This window comes from Megasphaera intestinihominis, from assembly GCF_040096415.1.
Lineage (GTDB): Bacteria > Bacillota > Negativicutes > Veillonellales > Megasphaeraceae > Megasphaera > Megasphaera intestinihominis.
Window position 1 is genome coordinate 1 of record NZ_JBBMEU010000047.1, and the last position, 16501, is coordinate 16501.

Below are 16501 nucleotides of genomic sequence, written 5' to 3' on the forward strand. Positions count from 1 at the left end.
TGCCCTAAATGTGGCAGTCATCATAACCGAGATAAAAACGCAGCCATAAATATCCGAGAAGAAGCCAGGCGGATATCTGCCTGACGTAATCCATAAAATACCGTGGGGCGCACGGGAATCTACGCCTGTGGAGAGAGTGTAAGCCGCCGCAACTCTTTGGAGTCAGTAGCGCTGTTCTCGTTGAAGCAGGAAGCTCCCGCCTCTATAGGCGGGAGTACGTTCACTATATTTATTGCAATGAATTTGTATAGATGGGAGATTGGGGTTATGGCGCAAGAAGCAAATGTATTGATGGGGTTGAGTGTCAAAGCGATGATTTTTCATGAAGGGAAGCTGCTGCTGTTGCAGAAGAACGATGCCGAAGGGCTGCATCATTGGGAATTCCCTGGCGGCGGCCTGCGCTTTACAGAAGATTTTGAAGCCGGCCTGCGCCGGGAAGTCAGCGAAGAAACGGGCCTTTCCATCACCTTAGAGGCTCCGGCAGGTATCTGGAGTTACCAGAAGAAAGACGGCCAATTCCTGAATGGTGTCATCTTTACGGCCATGACCACGTCCGATAACGTTACATTATCAGAAGAACATCTGGCCTACCGCTGGGTCACGCCGGCCGGACTGCCGTCGTACCGCCTGCACGGCTCTCTGCAGCGCTCGCTGAAGCAGATGAAACAGTTCTCTTATGAAAAGAGCCACGCCTTGCTGCGCGGCTTCCTTTCGGCTATATGAGGTGGCCCATGGATAGAGAAAAGCAGCAAAAGGCGCCTTTCGTCGAAGCACTGGAAGGGTATTGCCAGCAGCACATGAAGGCCTACCATACACCGGGTCATAAACTGGGACAGGGCATTTCTGCCTACCAGGCCAATCTCTTTGGCGACGCCCTGCGGCGGGACCTGGGCGTCATGTATGCTTTGGATGACTTGTTCCAGCCTGAAGGGGCGCTGAAGGGAGCCATGGAACTGGCCGCCGACCTCTATGGCGCCGGGCGGACTTTCTTTTCCATCAACGGCACGACGGCCTGCATCGAAGCCATGATCCTGGCTGTCTGCGGCGATGGCGATGAGCTCATCATCCCCCGCGAAGCCCACAAAAGCGTCATCAACGGCCTGGTCCTGAGCGGCGCCGTTCCGGTCTATATGGAAAGCCGCTTCGATGCGGCCCGTCAGGTATCATTGGGACCGGACCTGGACAGTCTGAAGCGGGCTGTCGCCGCCCATCCTCGGGCCAAGGCCGTCGTCTTCACCTATCCGACTTACGACGGCATCGCCGGTAACTTGAAGGCCCTCACGGCCTATGCCCATGAAAAAGGCCTCTATGTCCTCGTCGATGAAGCCCATGGGGCCCATCTGGGCTTCCATCGGGACCTGCCTGCCGAAGCCCTGGCCTGCGGTGCCGACTGCGTGGCCCAGAGTACCCATAAGATGGCCGGCTCCCTGACCCAGACATCGATGCTGCACTGCCGCCAGGGCTTTCCCCTGTCGGACTGCGTCGCCGCCTCCATGGCCGTCGTCCAGTCGACGAGTCCTCATTACTGGTTCCTGGCATCCCTGGACAGCGCCCGCCAGCAGCTGGCCCTGGAAGGGCCGGAACTCATCGGCCGGGCCCTGGGACTGGCCCGATTCGTGCGGGACGCTATCAACGCCATTCCCGGCTTGACCGTCTTTGGCCGTGACATCATCGACGGACAGGTCGTCAGCGGCTTCGATGAAACGAAGATTACCATCGACTTTTCCGGCGTCGGTCTCGACGGCGTGACAGCCGAACGGCTCCTGCGCCAGCAGGGCATCGAAGTCGAGCTCGTCGCCGGCAATCACGTCCTGGCCCTGATCACCTTGGGCGATACGGAAGAAACGGCGCAGGCTTTGGTCGATGCCTGCCGGGCTATCGCCGAAGGGCGCAGCCTCTGCCAGGCCGGCCCGGTGGCCGAACAGGCCCTGCCCGTGCCCCGCGTCGTCATGGCGCCGCGTCAGGCCTGGAACTGCCCCGTAGAAGTCGTGCATTTCCATGAGGCACGCGGCCGCATTGCTGCGGAAAATGTGACCTTTTACCCGCCAGGCATCCCGGTCCTGACCTTAGGCGAAGAAATTACGGCAGCCTGCCAGGACTATATCCGCCGCAAGATGGCTGGCGGCTATAAGCCCAACGGCCCGGCTGACGGGACCTTGGCGACGATACGCGTCTTGAAGGAGGATTTCCATGAAAGGTAAATTATTCATCATCGAAGGTGGTGACGGCAGCGGCAAAGCGACGCAGACCCGCCTGCTGACGGAACACTTGCAGCGCGACGGCTATGACGTGAAGTCCGTCAGCTACCCCGACTATGACAGCGACTCCAGCGCCCTGGTCAAGATGTACCTGCGCGGCGACTTCGGCAGCGATGCTGATGCCGTCAATCCCTATGCGGCGTCGGCCTTCTTCGCCGTCGACCGCTTCGCGTCGTATCAGATGAAGTGGAAAGCCTTCTACGAACAGGGCGGCATCGTCATTGCCGACCGCTATACGACGAGCAACATGCTCTATCAGATGATCAAGATCGACGACCCGGCCCAGCGCCGGGCTTATCTGGCCTGGCTCGAGGACTTTGAATTCCGCAAGATGGGCCTGCCGGCACCGGACAAGGTCTTCCTCCTCGACGTCCCCCTGGCTGTCACGGAGCGGCTCATGGCGGACCGGACGGGCAAGACCGGCGGCCAGACCGGCGATATCCACGAAAAGAATGAAGGCTTCCTGGCCAAATGCCACGCCGCTTATGATGAGCTGGCCCAACGCTATCACTGGCAGCGCATTGCCTGCACGGAAGGCGGGGCCATGCGCACGCCTGAAGCCATCCATCAAGACTTATATGGCTGCCTATTTACTTTGTAGGGGATTTTTTCTATAATTAATTGTTAAGGTATTTTATTGGCGTAAGGGGGCGACATGATGGACAGGACACTGTTTGATCCGATTATCGGCCACAGCCGCCTGAAAGAACAGTTCGCCCGCCTCATCGACGAAGACCGCATCCCTCATGCCATGATTTTTGCCGGCCCGGCTGGTATCGGCAAGACCCTGATGGCCATCGCCGTCGCCTCGGCCCTGGTCGGACGCCGTGTCTTTCCCGACCTGGCCAGCCGCGAAGGCGAAGCCGTAGCCGGCGATAAAGACGATGCCTTCTATCTGGCGCCGATGGGGGCCATGCTGAAAGTGGACCAGTTCCGCCAGCTCCAGGGCGAACTGGCCCTGCAGGGCGAAACCGGCCGCCGCCGGGTCTGTATCATCGACCATGTGGAGACGATGAATACAGAATTTGCCAACCGCATGCTGAAGATTTTAGAAGAACCGCCGTCGGGCGTCTGCTTCATCTTGATTACGGACCAGCCCGATTTGCTGCTGCCGACCATCATTTCCCGCTGTGCCCGCTTTACCTTCGACCCCGTCGGCGACGACGAAATGCGCCAGGGACTGCGGCGCCTGCGGGGCGACGGCGGGAATTGGGACGAAGCCATCCTCTGGGGTGGCGGCATCGTCCGGACTGTATTGTCCTATCTCGACGGCCAGGGGACGGATAAGGCCCATTTCGCCCTGGATTTTTTGACGACTACGGCGAAACATGCCTGTCCCTATGCCAAATGGCTGGCCCTGTCCGCGGCGCTGACGGATAGGGAAACGACGGAGATACTCGGCTGGATCAGCCTTTTTCTCCGCGACATGGCCGTCCTGCGCAGCGGTGCCGGCCGGGACTATATACGTTTAAAAGGATATATCCATGAAATGACAGAATTACTGCCGTATTGGACGGATGACGCCGTCTTTGGCCTTTCCCGGGTGCTCGATGAAGGGCTGGAAGCCGTCTCGCGTCACGTCAACGTCCGCCTGGTCTGGGACTATGTATGCCTCCAGGCCATACGGCTTAGAGGAGGAATTCAATGATCGTTGTAGGTGTACGCTTTAAACCTGCCGGAAAGATATATTATTTCGATCCCGCCACTATCGAACTCAAGCTGGATGACGGCGTCATCGTCGAAACGGCGCGGGGCATGGAATTCGGCCATGTCGTCATTGCGCCGCGCAGTGCCGATTCGTCGGAAGTCGTCCAGCCGCTGAAGCCGATCATTCGCAAGGCGACGGCCAAGGACATTCGCCAGGTGGAAAAGAACAAGGAACGGGAAAAGAAAGCTTTCGGCATCTGCCTGGCGAAGATCGCCAAGCACAAACTGCCCATGAAACTCATCGACGTCGACTATACCTTCGACATGGGCAAGATTATCTTCTTCTTTACGGCTGACGGCCGCATCGACTTCCGCGAACTCGTCCGCGACCTGGCGTCGGTCTTCCGCACGCGCATCGAACTGCGCCAGATCGGCCTGCGCGACGAAGCCAAGATGATCGGCGGCATCGGCTGCTGCGGCCGGCCCCTGTGCTGCTCTACGTTCCTGGGCGATTTCAAGCCCGTTTCCATCCGCATGGCCAAGGGCCAGGGCATGTCCCTCAATCCGACCAAGATTTCCGGGATCTGCGGCCGCCTCATGTGCTGCCTGCGCTATGAAAACCAGCTCTATACGTCGGGCGAGCTGAAGTGCTGCAACTGCCAGCAGAAGAGCTGTGAACAGCAGAAGCCGCCGGCTGTGGGCAAACGGGTCATGACCGACGAAGGCGTCGGCACGGTCCTGCGCGTCCACATGAAGGACCATACGGTCAAAGTCCAGCTCGAATCGGGACACAACATCAACGTGCCCTGGTCGGACATAGGGGAAACGGAACATGAACATTGAGTTAGGCCCGCACGAACGGCTGGACGACCTGGTCCTGGACGGCATGAAAGTCATTCAGCGCGATGACCAGTTCTGCTTTTCTCTGGATACGGTCCTTCTGGCCCACTTCGGTGCCGTGCCTCACGGACCGGCTTTGGACCTGGGGACGGGGACGGCGGCTATCCCTCTCATCCTGACGGCCCGCGGTGCCAAGGCGCTGACGGCAGTGGAATTCAATCCCGTCATGGCCGACATTGCCCGCCGTAACGTCGCCCTCAATGGCCGGGACGACCGCATTACCATCGTCGAAGGCGACTACCGCCGCATCCGGGAGTGGGCGGCGAGCGGCGCTTTTGCCGCAGTCTACGCCAACCCGCCGTACCGGGAAAAGAGCCGCGGTGCCTATAGCGACGTCGACGGCATCCGCCGGGCCTGCCATGAAGAGACGGCGACCCTTGGCGACGTCCTCGATGCTGTAAAATACGCCTTGAAATATCACGGCCGCTTCCGCATGGTTCATATTACGGAACGACTGGCCGATATTTTAGAGGCCATGCGCGCCCGAGATATCGAACCGAAAGTATTGCAGATGGTCCACGGCCGGCCTGACAAGAAGGCCAAGCTCTTCCTCGTCGAGGGCATCCGCGGCGGCAGCAAGGGCATGGACGTCCTGCCGCCGCTCATCGTCCACAACCCCGACGGCAGCTACAGCGATGCCGTCCTGCGATTATACGGGAAACGATAACTAGGGAGGAACATGATGCCGGAAATCTTTCAGAAAGGGACGCTGTATCTTTGCCCGACGCCTATCGGCAATCTCGAAGACATTACGTACCGCACGGTCCGCTGTCTCCGCGAAGCCGACCTCATCGCGGCAGAAGATACGCGTCATACGAAACAGCTGCTCCTGGCGTATGATATCGATACGCCGTTGACCAGCTATCATGAACACAATAAAGCTGAAAAAGGGCCGCAGCTCATTGAAAAATTGAAAGACGGCCTGATGATCGCCCTGGTCAGCGATGCCGGCATGCCGGCCATCTGCGACCCGGGCAGCGATATGGTCCGCCTGGCCCTGGAAGCCGATATCCCCATCGTACCCCTGCCCGGCGCCAATGCCGGCCTGACCGGGCTCATTGCCTCCGGTATGGATACGACGCGCTTTACCTTTGTCGGCTTCCTGCCGAAGACCCAGAAACACCGCCTGCCCGTCCTGGAATCGGTGAAAGCCTATGAAGGGACGCTCATCTTTTACGAAGCGCCTCACCGCATCCAGCAGGTCCTGGGCGAAATGCTCGAAGTCCTGGGCGACCGCCGGGCCGTCCTCTGCCGGGAACTGACCAAGCGGTATGAACAGTACCTGCGCGGCAGTCTCAGCCAGCTGCGGGCCGACCTGGCTGAGCAGGGGACGCGCGGTGAATTCGTCATCCTCGTCGAAGGGGCGGCGCCTGCTGCCGAATCCGCTGCCTCAGGCGACGTCGATTACGCGTCCCTGGTCCGGGAACTGATGGAACAGGGCGTCGATAGGAAAGAGGCCATCCGGACCGTCGCCAGACGGTGCGGCGTGCCTAAACGTAGTGTATACCAGGCTGCGCTTAGTTTATAACATCCGGCTCATTTGCCGGTATAGGAGGAAAATCCCATGTCTGAAAAAAGAAAGTATTACATTACAACACCTATTTACTATCCAAGTGCCAAACTTCACATCGGGCACACGTACTGCACGACTATTGCCGACTCGCTGGCACGGTTCCACCGTCTGCGCGGCGACGACGTCTTTTTCCTGACCGGCTCGGATGAACACGGCCAGAAAATCCAGCGTGCAGCCGAAGCAAAAGGCGTCAAACCGATTGAATACGTCGACGAAATCGTCGCCCTCTTCCAGCAGCTCTGGAAAAAACTCAACATTTCCAATGATGACTTCATCCGCACGACAGAAAAACGCCATGAAAAAGTCGTCCAGGCTTTGATGCAGAAGTCCTACGACAACGGCGATATCTATAAAGGTGAATACAAAGGCTGGTACTGTACGCCGTGCGAAACGTTCTGGCCGGAAAACAAGCTGCCCGAAGGCAAACACGTCTGCCCGGACTGCGGCCGTCCGCTGGAACTCGTTTCGGAAGAAGCGTACTTCCTGAAGATGAACAAATACGCCGACCGCTGGCTGAAATTCATCGACGAAAACCCGGACTTCATCCAGCCGGAATCGCGGCGCAACGAAATGATTTCCTTCGTCAAGAGCGGCCTGGAAGACCTCTGCGTTTCCCGTACGTCCTTCGACTGGGGCATCAAGGTCCCCTGGGACCCGAAACACGTCGTCTACGTCTGGTTCGACGCCCTGGTCAACTACGTCACGGCTGCCGGCTATCTCGATGACCCGGAAAAATTCAAGAAATTCTGGCCCGCTGACCTGCATCTGGTCGGCAAGGAAATCGTCCGCTTCCACAGCATCATCTGGCCAATCATGCTCATGAGCTGCGGCCTGCCGCTGCCGAAGAAAGTCTTCGGTCATGGCTGGCTCATCGTTGACGGCACGAAGATGAGTAAATCTTTGGGTAACGTCGTCGACCCGATCCCCCTCATCGACCGCTACGGCGCCGATGCGCTCCGTTACTACCTCCTGAAGGAAATCCGCCTCGGCCAGGACGGCAACTTCTCCCTGCCGTCGTTCATCAACCGCATCAACTCCGATTTGGCCAACGACTTGGGCAACCTCTTGCAGCGTACCCTGGCTATGGTCGAAAAATACGAAGGCGGCGTCGCTGCCGGCCCGACGGTCAAAGAACCGGTCGACGACGATTTGGCAACGTGCGCTGTGGAAACGGCAAAACGTTTTGAAACCTACATGGACGACATGAAGATCAACGATGCCATCAACGACGTCTGGGCCCTCATCCGCCGCAGCAATAAATACATCGACGAAACGACGCCGTGGGTCCTGGCCAAAGACGATGCCAAAGCCCAGCGCCTGCAGACGGTCTTGTACAATCTCCTCGAAGCCCAGCGCATCATCGCTACCCTGGTCAGCCCCTTCATCCCGGCCAGCGCAGCGGAAATGTGGAAACAGCTCGGCTTAGGTGACTTTGCCGAAGCCAACCTGCCGGCTGCCCAGGAATGGGGCCGTTATCCGGCTGATACGAAGGTCTGCAAAGGCCATGCCCTCTTCCCGCGCTACGATTTGAAGGAAGAAGTCGCCGAAGCGGAAGAAGAAAAGAAAGCCGCTCAGGCCTGCCCGGCTGCCCAGGAACCGACGAAGCCGGAAATCACTATCGACGATTTCAGCAAGATCGACCTCCGCGTCGGCAAAATCGTAGCCTGTGAAAAAGTACCTAAAGCCAAGAAACTGTTGAAACTGCAAGTCGACCTCGGTACGGAAACGCGCCAGATCGTCAGCGGTATTTCCCTGTACTATAAACCGGAAGACCTCATCGGCCACTGCGTCATCGTCGTCACCAACCTGAAACCGGTCAAGCTCTGCGGTGTTGAATCGAAAGGCATGCTCCTGGCTGCTTCCGATGGCAACGATAACCTGCAGGTCGCTTTCGTCGACGGCATGGCACCGGGAAGCCGGGTCCGCTGATGCTCTTCGATACCCATTGCCACGTCAATGACGGTGCTTACGCTGAAGACCATCCGGCCGTGTTCGACCGGGCGGCCGCAGCCGGCGTAGGCCTCATGATCTGCCCGGCGACGGATATGGAAACGTCAGCCCAGTGCATCGCCATGGCCAGGGAACACGACGGTCTTTATGCCGCCGTCGGCATCCATCCCGAAGAAGCGGCCAAGGCCCAGGACGGCGATGTCGACAAGCTGCGCCAATGGATACAGTCGGAAGAGAAAGTCGTCGCCGTCGGCGAAGTCGGCCTGGATTATCACTGGCCTGAACCGGCCCGGGATGTCCAGCAGGCCGTCTTCATCGACATGGTCAAACTGGCTGTGGAACTCGACGTACCCATCATCATCCATGACCGCGAAGCCCACGGCGACACGCTGGACATCCTGCGCCAGTACGGCAAGGGCATCCGCGGCGTCTTCCACTGCTATTCAGGCAGTCTGGAAATGACGGACGAACTGCTGCGCATGGGCTTCTATTTCGGCTTTGACGGGCCCTTGACCTATCCCAATTCCAAACGGGCCAAACGCGTCGCGTCCCATTTGCCGTTAGACCGCATGCTCATCGAAACGGACTGCCCGTACTTGACGCCCCAGGCCCACCGCGGCCAGCGCAATGAACCGGCCTATGTCCACTACGTCGCCGAAGAAATCGCCGCCCTGCGGGGCATAGACGCCGCCGAAGTGGCCCGGGCGACCACAGAAAACGCCAAGCGGCTGTTTGCGATTCCGTAACCTGCAATCTTGTAGGGGCTTGCACGTGGCAAGCCCGCTCCGGAATATGAGCGATTTTCCAGCTTGGAGAGAGCGTCACCCAATGCCCAACGGGTCGCCCACGTGGCGACCCCTACAGTGTGAAACAGAGTTGCCGCACGAAAGCCGATAGCTTAATGCGATAATTTCTGCTTACTTATCCACAAAGGAGAACACCATGTCACGAGGAAAACGTCCCGCTATCCAGCTTACGATTACGGGGAAACTGGGGACTATGGGCTGCCATCGCGGCCATCACATCGGGGAAACCTTTGATTACGATACGGACCGGGGAAAAATCTGTCCCATGGCCCTGCACTGTGCCTTTCCCTATGTCGATATCCTGCGCTATGGCGGCCAGCTTCCGGGACAGCCGGAAGGAGAAGCCGAATTCTGCTGTTCCGACGCCGACGTAGCCCTGGTCTTCAAGGCTAAAATCATTAGCGATTAGCAGGTAGGAGTTAGGGGGCGCACGAAGGCACATGCCATTATGCGAGGCCCCTTTCTCTTTATAGTTTGTAGTACGGAGTTTGTAGTTTGTAGAAGATGGCTTTAAATTTAAAAGCCTTTACTAAAAACTACAAACTGCAAACTTAATACTCAAAAAATCCCTTGACAGAATCCTTCGGATTTGGTATTATAATCAAGTCTTCTGAAACAGACAACACACATGCGGAAGTAGCTCAGTGGTAGAGCATCACCTTGCCAAGGTGGGGGTCGCGAGTTCGAGTCTCGTTTTCCGCTCCATTTATTCCTCAATAGCTCAGTTGGTAGAGCAATCGGCTGTTAACCGATTTGTCGTAGGTTCGAGTCCTACTTGAGGAGCCATACAGGGGTGTCGCCAAGCGGTAAGGCAACGGACTCTGACTCCGTCATCCGTAGGTTCGAATCCTACTACCCCTGCCATTATGATCCACTAGCTCAGTTGGCAGAGCACCTGACTTTTAATCAGGGTGTCCCGAGTTCGAATCTCGGGTGGATCACCACATTCCACATTATGTGGCCCCTTGGTCAAGCGGTCTAAGACATCGCCCTTTCACGGCGAGAACATGGGTTCAAATCCCGTAGGGGTCACCACTTGGGCGATTAGCTCAGCTGGGAGAGCGCCTGCCTTACAAGCAGGATGTCAGCAGTTCGATCCTGTTATCGCCCACCAAACTCTATTCAAGGAACTGGAGCATGAAGGTCTTCACCATCGTGCACGGTTCCTTTTTATTTTTACGCGCAGCGCCTGTACCAATATCCATATTTTGTACTACCGTCCATTGTCGTGTTACGGAACCGAAAGGCCATAAAAGAGTTGTCTTTATGGCCTTTTTTCATTATCATGAGAATATAGATGTTTTTGCGTACAGACAGGAGGCCAACGATCATGGCAGATACGATAAAAAATTGGGAAAAAATGAGACAGGCATTGCAGTTATCCGGCGCAGAGCTGCGGGAACTGGCACAGCACTTCCGGAAGAGTGCCGAAGACGCTCTGGAAGGGAAGGAGAGCTCCCTTTCGGCGCTGCGCACCTATCTGGGCTTGCCGACGGGACGGGAAACGGGGACCTTCCTGGCCCTGGATTTCGGCGGCACGAACGTCCGGGCTTCGCGCATCCGCCTCATGGGCGAACAGGGCTTTGCCGTAGAAAGCAAGGTGGCCAAACCCTTGAAATGCGCTGACTACGACTACACGGCTTCGTCGAAGACGGCAGACGAACTCTTCGACTTCATCGCCGCCATCGTCAAGGAAGCGGCTGACGGCAATCACGACTATAAACTGGGCTTTACCTTTTCCTTTGCCGTCGACCAGACGTCGGCCAAGGATGCCAGCCTCATCGCCTGGTCCAAGGAAATCGCCGTTCCCGGCGTGGCCGGCCAGTCCATCAATGGCCTGCTGAAAGAGGCCCTTGTCCGGGCCGGCCTGGACCGCATCGAACCGGTGGCCCTGCTCAACGATACGACGGCGACCCTCCTTTCTTCGGTCTATCAGCACAACCCGTCGCGCATCGGCATCGTCTGTGGCACGGGCTTTAACATGTGCTATTATGAACCGGCCCTGCAGATGATCGTCAACCTGGAAGCGGCCGGCTTCGACGGCGGCCCGGCTACGGTCTGGGACCGCCTCGTCGATGAAGCGTCTCAGCTGCCTGGCGACCATCCCTTTGAAAAGATGATCGGCGGCCGCTATTTGAGCGAAGTCTGCCGCGTCGTCTTTGGCGAATACCTCAAACGGGACATCCCGTATTTTACGACGCGCGACATGAACGAACTCATTTCCGGCCAGCAGACGGCAGAAGAACTGCTCGGTTTCGCCGTCAGCGAAGAAGAGCAAGAAGGCCTCTGTGCCCTGGTCCGGGCCGTCTTTGCCCGGGCAGCCCAGCTCATCGGGGCGGCCAGCTTCGGCCTTCTCAGTCACTTGGCAGAGGATAAGGGCTTTACGGAACAGTCCATCGCCATCGAAGGCAGCCTGGTCGAAAAGATCAAAGGCGTTCCGTCGCTCATCGAAGATGCCATCTGCGTCTTCTGCATGGCTCCGACCGAAAATACGCGCATCCACGTCATCCCCAACAGCAACGGCGCCTCCGTCGGCGCTGCCATCGCTGCGGCACTTTGTAGATAATAGTCAGCCAGCGGAAGTGCTATTCTATACAGACAGCTTCTTATGGAGTTTTGAGTTTGTAGTTTGTAGTAAAATGGCAGCCTTTTTCTGTGCGGCACAGCGCCCACCAGCTTGACGTCCGTCCCTGGATTCCTTATAATGAAACTATGACCCGGCCCCTGCGGATTTTTCCGCCGGGGCCTGTTTCGTGAAGGGGGAACCAGCCATGCAACTTGCCGAACTCATCAACGCCCATCGTCAGCAGCTCAATAATACGGATATGGGGATATGGAAGTACATCTTGCAGCACCGCGCCGCTGTCCGCCACAGCTCGATCCATGAACTGGCCAAGGCCTGTCACGTCTCGACGACGACGATTGTCCGCTTTGCCCAGAAATTAGGCCTCGACGGCTTCGGTGAATTCAAGATGCTCCTCAAGCGGGAAGAACCGGAAATTTCCTGCTATGATACGAATGTCATGGACGAACTCCAGCGCTTCTATGAACAGACCGTGGACAAGCTGTGCAGCCGTAACTTCGATAGCGCCAGCGCCCTCGTCCATGAAGCCAACCGGATTTTCACCTATGCGTCGGGCTACGTCCAGAATAACGTCGTCCAGGAGCTGAAGCGTCTTTTTTTCTACGATAACGTCATGCTCTACGACGTACCGGCACGGGAAGAGTTCCGCAACCTCATCCGGACCATGACCAAAGACGACTTGTTCATTATCGTCTCCTTCTCCGGCGAATCGCCGGCCGTTAAGGAACTGGCCCAGGCCCTGAAACTGCGGGACATTCCCTTCATTTCCATTACCCGCCTGCACGACAATACCCTGGCGTCGCTGTCGACGGTCAATTTTTACGTCTCGCCGGCCCGGCCTGGACGTGGTGCGAAGAACGGCAGCAGTATTACCTGCACACCTTCGCCGTCGAACAGCCCGATTTGAATTGGGAAAATCCGGCCGTCCGCCAGGCCCTCTATGATGCGGCCAATTTCTGGATAGCCAAAGGCGTCGGCGGCTTCCGCATCGATGCCATCGTCTACATCAAGAAACCGGCCGTCTTCACAGACGGCCCCGTCGACGGCGCCGACGGCCTGTCGTCCATCCACAAGATGATCGCTAATACGCCGGGCATCCTCGACTTTCTCCACGAATTCCGCCGGAAGGTCTTCGACGGCCACGATATCTTCACCGTCGCCGAAGCCAACGGCGTCACGCCGGCTGACCTGCCCCAGTGGGTCGGTAAGGACGGGGCTTTCAGCATGCTCTTCGAGTTCAGCCATGTGAACCTGGAATTTCCTGACGATGAAGTCTGGTGCCGCGCTGAAAAATGGCCCCTGACCAAGCTCAAGAAGGCCCTGTCCGACAGCCAGCAGGCGACGGCAGCCAATGGCTGGTATCCCATCTTCTTCGAGAACCACGACCAGATACGCTGTGTCAACCGTTATTTCCCCGAAGGGACGGATAAGAAGAAGGCGGCCAAAGCCATGGCGACCATCTTGTTCAGCCTGCGCGGGACGCCCTTCATTTACGAAGGCCAGGAATTAGGCATGGCCAATACGGCCTTTGCCCGTATCGAAGACTACAATGACATTTCGACGCACGGCCAGTATCAGCTGGCCCTGGATGAAGGCTTTGCACCGGCAGAGGCCCTGCACCTCGTCCAGGCCCACAGCCGAGATAATGCCCGGACGCCCATGCAGTGGACGACGGCAGCCCAGGCCGGCTTTACGACGGGGACGCCGTGGCTGCCCGTCCATGACGATTACCTGCAGTGCTGTGCTGAGAGCGAAGAACACGATGCTGATTCGGTCCTCTGGTACTACCGCCGCATCCAGGCCGAACGCTTCCAGGGGGAAGCGGCAGCCATCCTGCAGCGAGGGCGCTACGAAGAGCTGCTGGCTGATGATGAACGCATTTACGCTTTCAAGCGTATCTTAGACGACCAGGCGACATTGACGCTGGTCAATTTTACCAACGAAACCATCGATTATGACGCATCGCTGACGGAAGGCGCAACGGTCCTTCTGGGCAACTACGACGCCCAGAAAGCCGGAAGATTGCGCCCGGCCGAAGCCGTCATCTATCGTGTATGAGGAGGATTATTATGTTAAAAATTGCTGCCAGCGATTATGACGGAACCCTGTTCCGCGACGATATCATTACGGCCCGCGATGCCGAAGCCATCCGCAGATGGCGGGCTGCAGGCCATAAATTCGGCGTCGTGTCCGGACGGGACCACGGCATGCTCATGCCCCAGCTCAAACACTATGGCGTCGAATATGATTACCTGGCCTGCAATAACGGCGGCCTCATCAGCGATGACCAGGACCGCGTCCTCTGGGAAGCCCGCATCGAACCGGCCGTCCTCAAGGCCGTCAGCAAGCTGGAGCTGGTCCGCAAGTCCTTCCATTTCTCCTTCTCTTCGCAGGACCGGACCTATCTCTGCCATGATTTGCCGGGCACCTGGGTCTGGCGGGAAGCGAAAGAATGGGACTATCCCATCGTGCCGATAACGGAAGATGACATCGACCATCTGCCCCAGACGATTCACCAGTATTCCCTGGGCTTCACCGATCCCGACGATGCCCTGGCAGCGAGCGAACAGGTCAACGCCCATTTCGGCGATACCGTTCATGCCTATCCCAACCGCTGTGCCGTCGACATCATTCCCTCCGATATCAGTAAACAACAGGCAATTGCCCACACGCTCTCCCTCTTTGGCTGGGACGGTGCGGACATCCTGGCTATTGGCGATGAAATCAACGACCTGCCCATGATCCTGGGCTATAACGGCTACACCGTCGCCACGGCCCGTCCGGCTATCCAGGACCAGGCTCGTAAAGTCTATGACAGCGTAGGGGCCATGCTGGAAGATAATTTATAAGAAAAGAGGTCCTTACCATGGATTTGAATAAAAAAGCCCTGGTTGTCCTGGCTGCCGTGACTCTCGGCACTGCCGGCACGGCCCTGGCCGCATCGGCTGACAGCTTCTCCGATGTCCCCAAAGACCACTGGTCCTATGAAGCCCTGGATTACCTGGCAAAAGAAGGCGTCATCGAAGGCATGGGCAACAGCACCTTTGAAGGCGGCCGCACCATGACCCGCTACGAAGTCGCCAGCATCGTCGCCAAAGCCATGCAAAAAGGCGGCAGCAACTTCGGTGACAAGACGGTCCTAGAAAAACTGCACGCCGAATATGCCGACGAAATCAACGTCTTGCAGCAGCAAGTCGCCAAGAACACCAAGCAGATCGAGCAGAATACCAAGGATATCCAGGAAAACAAGGAAAAAATCGACCGAGTCAAATTGTATGGCTTCATGCGTACACAGTACGATTATGACAAAGATACGACCTCCGGCACTATTGATAAACAGACCAATCGTTTTTACATGGACTTGCGCGGCGACTTTAAGGTCAACGATTACTGGACGGTCAAGTTCCAAAGCGAAACGAACCGCCATTATAATGACGGTCATCGGAGGGCTAATGAAGGCGGCATCAATAATTATGGTAAAGATAATTACACTGGTCAAAAAACATGGTCTGGCCACGATGGCAATATGCAGAGAATCTGGGTTGAAGGTAAGAAAGATGGCCTGGGCTGGATTAATATAGGCCGTGCCTGGCGCGGATTAGGCTTCCAGAATGTCCTCGTCGGCAATGAAACCGATGGTTTGCAATTCGGTGTCCCCATCAAAGGAACGAACTTGACGGCCAGTGGGTTCTGGTTTGCTTCAACCGGGGATGGCAACAAAGAAAGCCTCTATGGTGCCGCAATTTGGGGACCTGTAGCTAAGAATTTGGATATCAATCTTGCCTATGCAAAGAGCAGTCTGGACAAAGGAGAAATTAATAATTCGGGCAATATTGACTATTACTATGCTGATTCCAATGATAAATATAAAATCAAGCCCAAATATGGTTACGGCGAAAAGAATCTAAGAAGTTATGGCTATGTCCTCAGTATGTCTACGAACATAAATAAAGACTTGCGCTTTATTGCCGACTATGCCAAGACCGATGCCGATTTCCAGAACAACAGCATCGCTTTGCGTTTGAATTACAAAGATGCTGATTATAAAAAGCCTGGCAGTTATGGTCTTTATCTGCGTTATATTAAATACGGCAAAAACGGCTGGCTCGCTGGGGATGACGAATGGAACTCCACTTGGTATGGTACCAAGGGTTGGATTGCCGGTGTCCGTTATGCCCCGTGGAAAAACATTATCTGGGAAACGATGTATTCCAAACAGAAACGCCACTGGAGTACGTCGGATGAATATGACCGTAATCTCTTCCGGACTGAACTGGATTTCCATTTCTAAAATTTAAGGCCTTTCCTCGGACTCAGATGCGGCTGCGCCGCGACAGACTCAAACTGACAACGACGCTGCGGGAAACCCTCAGCGCGTAGCGGGCCGCCCGCAGCCACTGTCCGTCCAGGGAACTATCCTGCAATTGACAGACCAGAAAAATCTGGGCGTCCCCTACGGAATCGCATACAGGCGATGAAAAATAAATGCAGGCCGCAGGTCACAGGTCGCAGGTCGCCCAAAAAACGGCCAGCGGCCGCACGTAGGGGCTCGCACGTGGCGAGCCCGCTAGGGTGATTTCGCCACAGCCTGTTCTGGTATAATGGCAGGCAGTTACGAATCACGAACCATTAAATAGGACTGTCGCATGAATGTTTCTGACAGCATGCGAGGCCCTGTTTACTTTATAGTTTGTAGCACAGAGTTTGTAGTTTGCAGAGAAAACCTTTAAATTTAAACCCATCCGCTAACAACTAACAACTAGCCACTAACAACTTTAAAGGG

Annotated in this window: 16 protein-coding genes and 6 tRNA genes; all 22 read left to right on the top strand. The window is 56.6% G+C overall.

The genetic code is table 11. The features are described from left to right. Positions 1-84, top strand: an 84-nt coding sequence (locus WMO23_RS08210) for a zinc ribbon domain-containing protein (RefSeq protein WP_349173762.1), incomplete at its 5' end; no start/stop codon positions are given. Between the two features lie 183 nt (positions 85-267). Further along, positions 268-723: an NUDIX hydrolase gene (locus WMO23_RS08215; protein WP_020310974.1), complete on the top strand. Its 456-nt coding sequence runs from the start codon at positions 268-270 to the stop codon at positions 721-723. 8 nt (positions 724-731) lie between these two features. Beyond that, positions 732-2201 carry an aminotransferase class I/II-fold pyridoxal phosphate-dependent enzyme gene (locus WMO23_RS08220; RefSeq protein WP_020310973.1) on the top strand — a complete coding sequence of 490 codons (1470 nt, stop codon included), beginning with the start codon at positions 732-734 and terminating at the stop codon, positions 2199-2201. Continuing rightward, the gene (locus WMO23_RS08225) at positions 2191-2859 is read left to right on the top strand and encodes a dTMP kinase (RefSeq protein WP_020310972.1); all 669 of its coding nucleotides are present in this window, start codon (positions 2191-2193) and stop codon (positions 2857-2859) included. The genes WMO23_RS08220 and WMO23_RS08225 overlap by 11 nt, the downstream gene beginning before the upstream one ends. A 54-nt stretch (positions 2860-2913) precedes the next feature. Next, entirely contained in the window at positions 2914-3906 is a 993-nt protein-coding gene (locus WMO23_RS08230; RefSeq protein WP_239639658.1) for a DNA polymerase III subunit, read from the top strand. Further along, on the top strand, positions 3903-4748 hold the full coding sequence (locus WMO23_RS08235; protein WP_020310970.1) for a PSP1 domain-containing protein: 846 nt from the start codon (positions 3903-3905) through the stop codon (positions 4746-4748). Before WMO23_RS08230 ends, WMO23_RS08235 begins: the two co-directional genes overlap by 4 nt. After that, on the top strand, positions 4738-5472 hold the full coding sequence (locus tag WMO23_RS08240; protein WP_020723719.1) for a tRNA1(Val) (adenine(37)-N6)-methyltransferase: 735 nt from the start codon (positions 4738-4740) through the stop codon (positions 5470-5472). The genes WMO23_RS08235 and WMO23_RS08240 overlap by 11 nt, the downstream gene beginning before the upstream one ends. A gap of 15 nt (positions 5473-5487) precedes the next feature. Continuing rightward, on the top strand, positions 5488-6333 hold the full coding sequence (gene rsmI, locus WMO23_RS08245; protein WP_302491482.1) for a 16S rRNA (cytidine(1402)-2'-O)-methyltransferase: 846 nt from the start codon (positions 5488-5490) through the stop codon (positions 6331-6333). Positions 6334-6369: 36 nt separating this feature from the next. Next, complete coding sequence (metG, locus tag WMO23_RS08250) at positions 6370-8307, top strand: methionine--tRNA ligase (RefSeq protein ID WP_020724015.1); 1938 nt, start codon at positions 6370-6372, stop codon at positions 8305-8307. Next, positions 8307-9074 (top strand): TatD family hydrolase, encoded by a 768-nt coding sequence (locus WMO23_RS08255; RefSeq protein WP_296820458.1) that lies wholly within the window; start codon positions 8307-8309, stop codon positions 9072-9074. The genes metG and WMO23_RS08255 overlap by 1 nt, the downstream gene beginning before the upstream one ends. Positions 9075-9270: 196 nt before the next feature. Next, positions 9271-9543 carry a TIGR04076 family protein gene (locus WMO23_RS08260; protein WP_036201044.1) on the top strand — a complete coding sequence of 91 codons (273 nt, stop codon included), beginning with the start codon at positions 9271-9273 and terminating at the stop codon, positions 9541-9543. Between the two features lie 221 nt (positions 9544-9764). Further along, a tRNA-Gly gene (locus WMO23_RS08265) sits at positions 9765-9839 on the top strand. A 5-nt stretch (positions 9840-9844) separates the two neighbouring features. Next, a tRNA-Asn gene (locus WMO23_RS08270) sits at positions 9845-9920 on the top strand. A gap of 3 nt (positions 9921-9923) precedes the next feature. Next, a tRNA-Gln gene (locus tag WMO23_RS08275) sits at positions 9924-9998 on the top strand. 4 nt (positions 9999-10002) lie between these two features. Next, a tRNA-Lys gene (locus tag WMO23_RS08280) sits at positions 10003-10078 on the top strand. Positions 10079-10093: 15 nt separating this feature from the next. Next, positions 10094-10169: transfer RNA gene (locus tag WMO23_RS08285), tRNA-Glu, on the top strand. Positions 10170-10172: 3 nt separating this feature from the next. Further along, positions 10173-10248 (top strand) — tRNA-Val (locus WMO23_RS08290). A 216-nt stretch (positions 10249-10464) separates the two neighbouring features. Beyond that, on the top strand, positions 10465-11700 hold the full coding sequence (locus tag WMO23_RS08295) for a hexokinase family protein (protein ID WP_020309589.1): 1236 nt from the start codon (positions 10465-10467) through the stop codon (positions 11698-11700). Positions 11701-11905: 205 nt separating this feature from the next. Further along, positions 11906-12625 carry a MurR/RpiR family transcriptional regulator gene (locus WMO23_RS08300; protein ID WP_349173759.1) on the top strand — a complete coding sequence of 240 codons (720 nt, stop codon included), beginning with the start codon at positions 11906-11908 and terminating at the stop codon, positions 12623-12625. After that, the gene (locus tag WMO23_RS08305) at positions 12592-13776 is read left to right on the top strand and encodes an alpha-amylase family glycosyl hydrolase (RefSeq protein WP_349173764.1); all 1185 of its coding nucleotides are present in this window, start codon (positions 12592-12594) and stop codon (positions 13774-13776) included. The genes WMO23_RS08300 and WMO23_RS08305 overlap by 34 nt, the downstream gene beginning before the upstream one ends. 11 nt (positions 13777-13787) lie before the next feature. Next, entirely contained in the window at positions 13788-14567 is a 780-nt protein-coding gene (locus tag WMO23_RS08310; protein WP_226885809.1) for an HAD-IIB family hydrolase, read from the top strand. A 17-nt stretch (positions 14568-14584) separates the two neighbouring features. After that, on the top strand, positions 14585-16009 hold the full coding sequence (locus WMO23_RS08315; RefSeq protein ID WP_292107930.1) for an S-layer homology domain-containing protein: 1425 nt from the start codon (positions 14585-14587) through the stop codon (positions 16007-16009). Positions 16010-16501 lie beyond the last annotated feature (492 nt).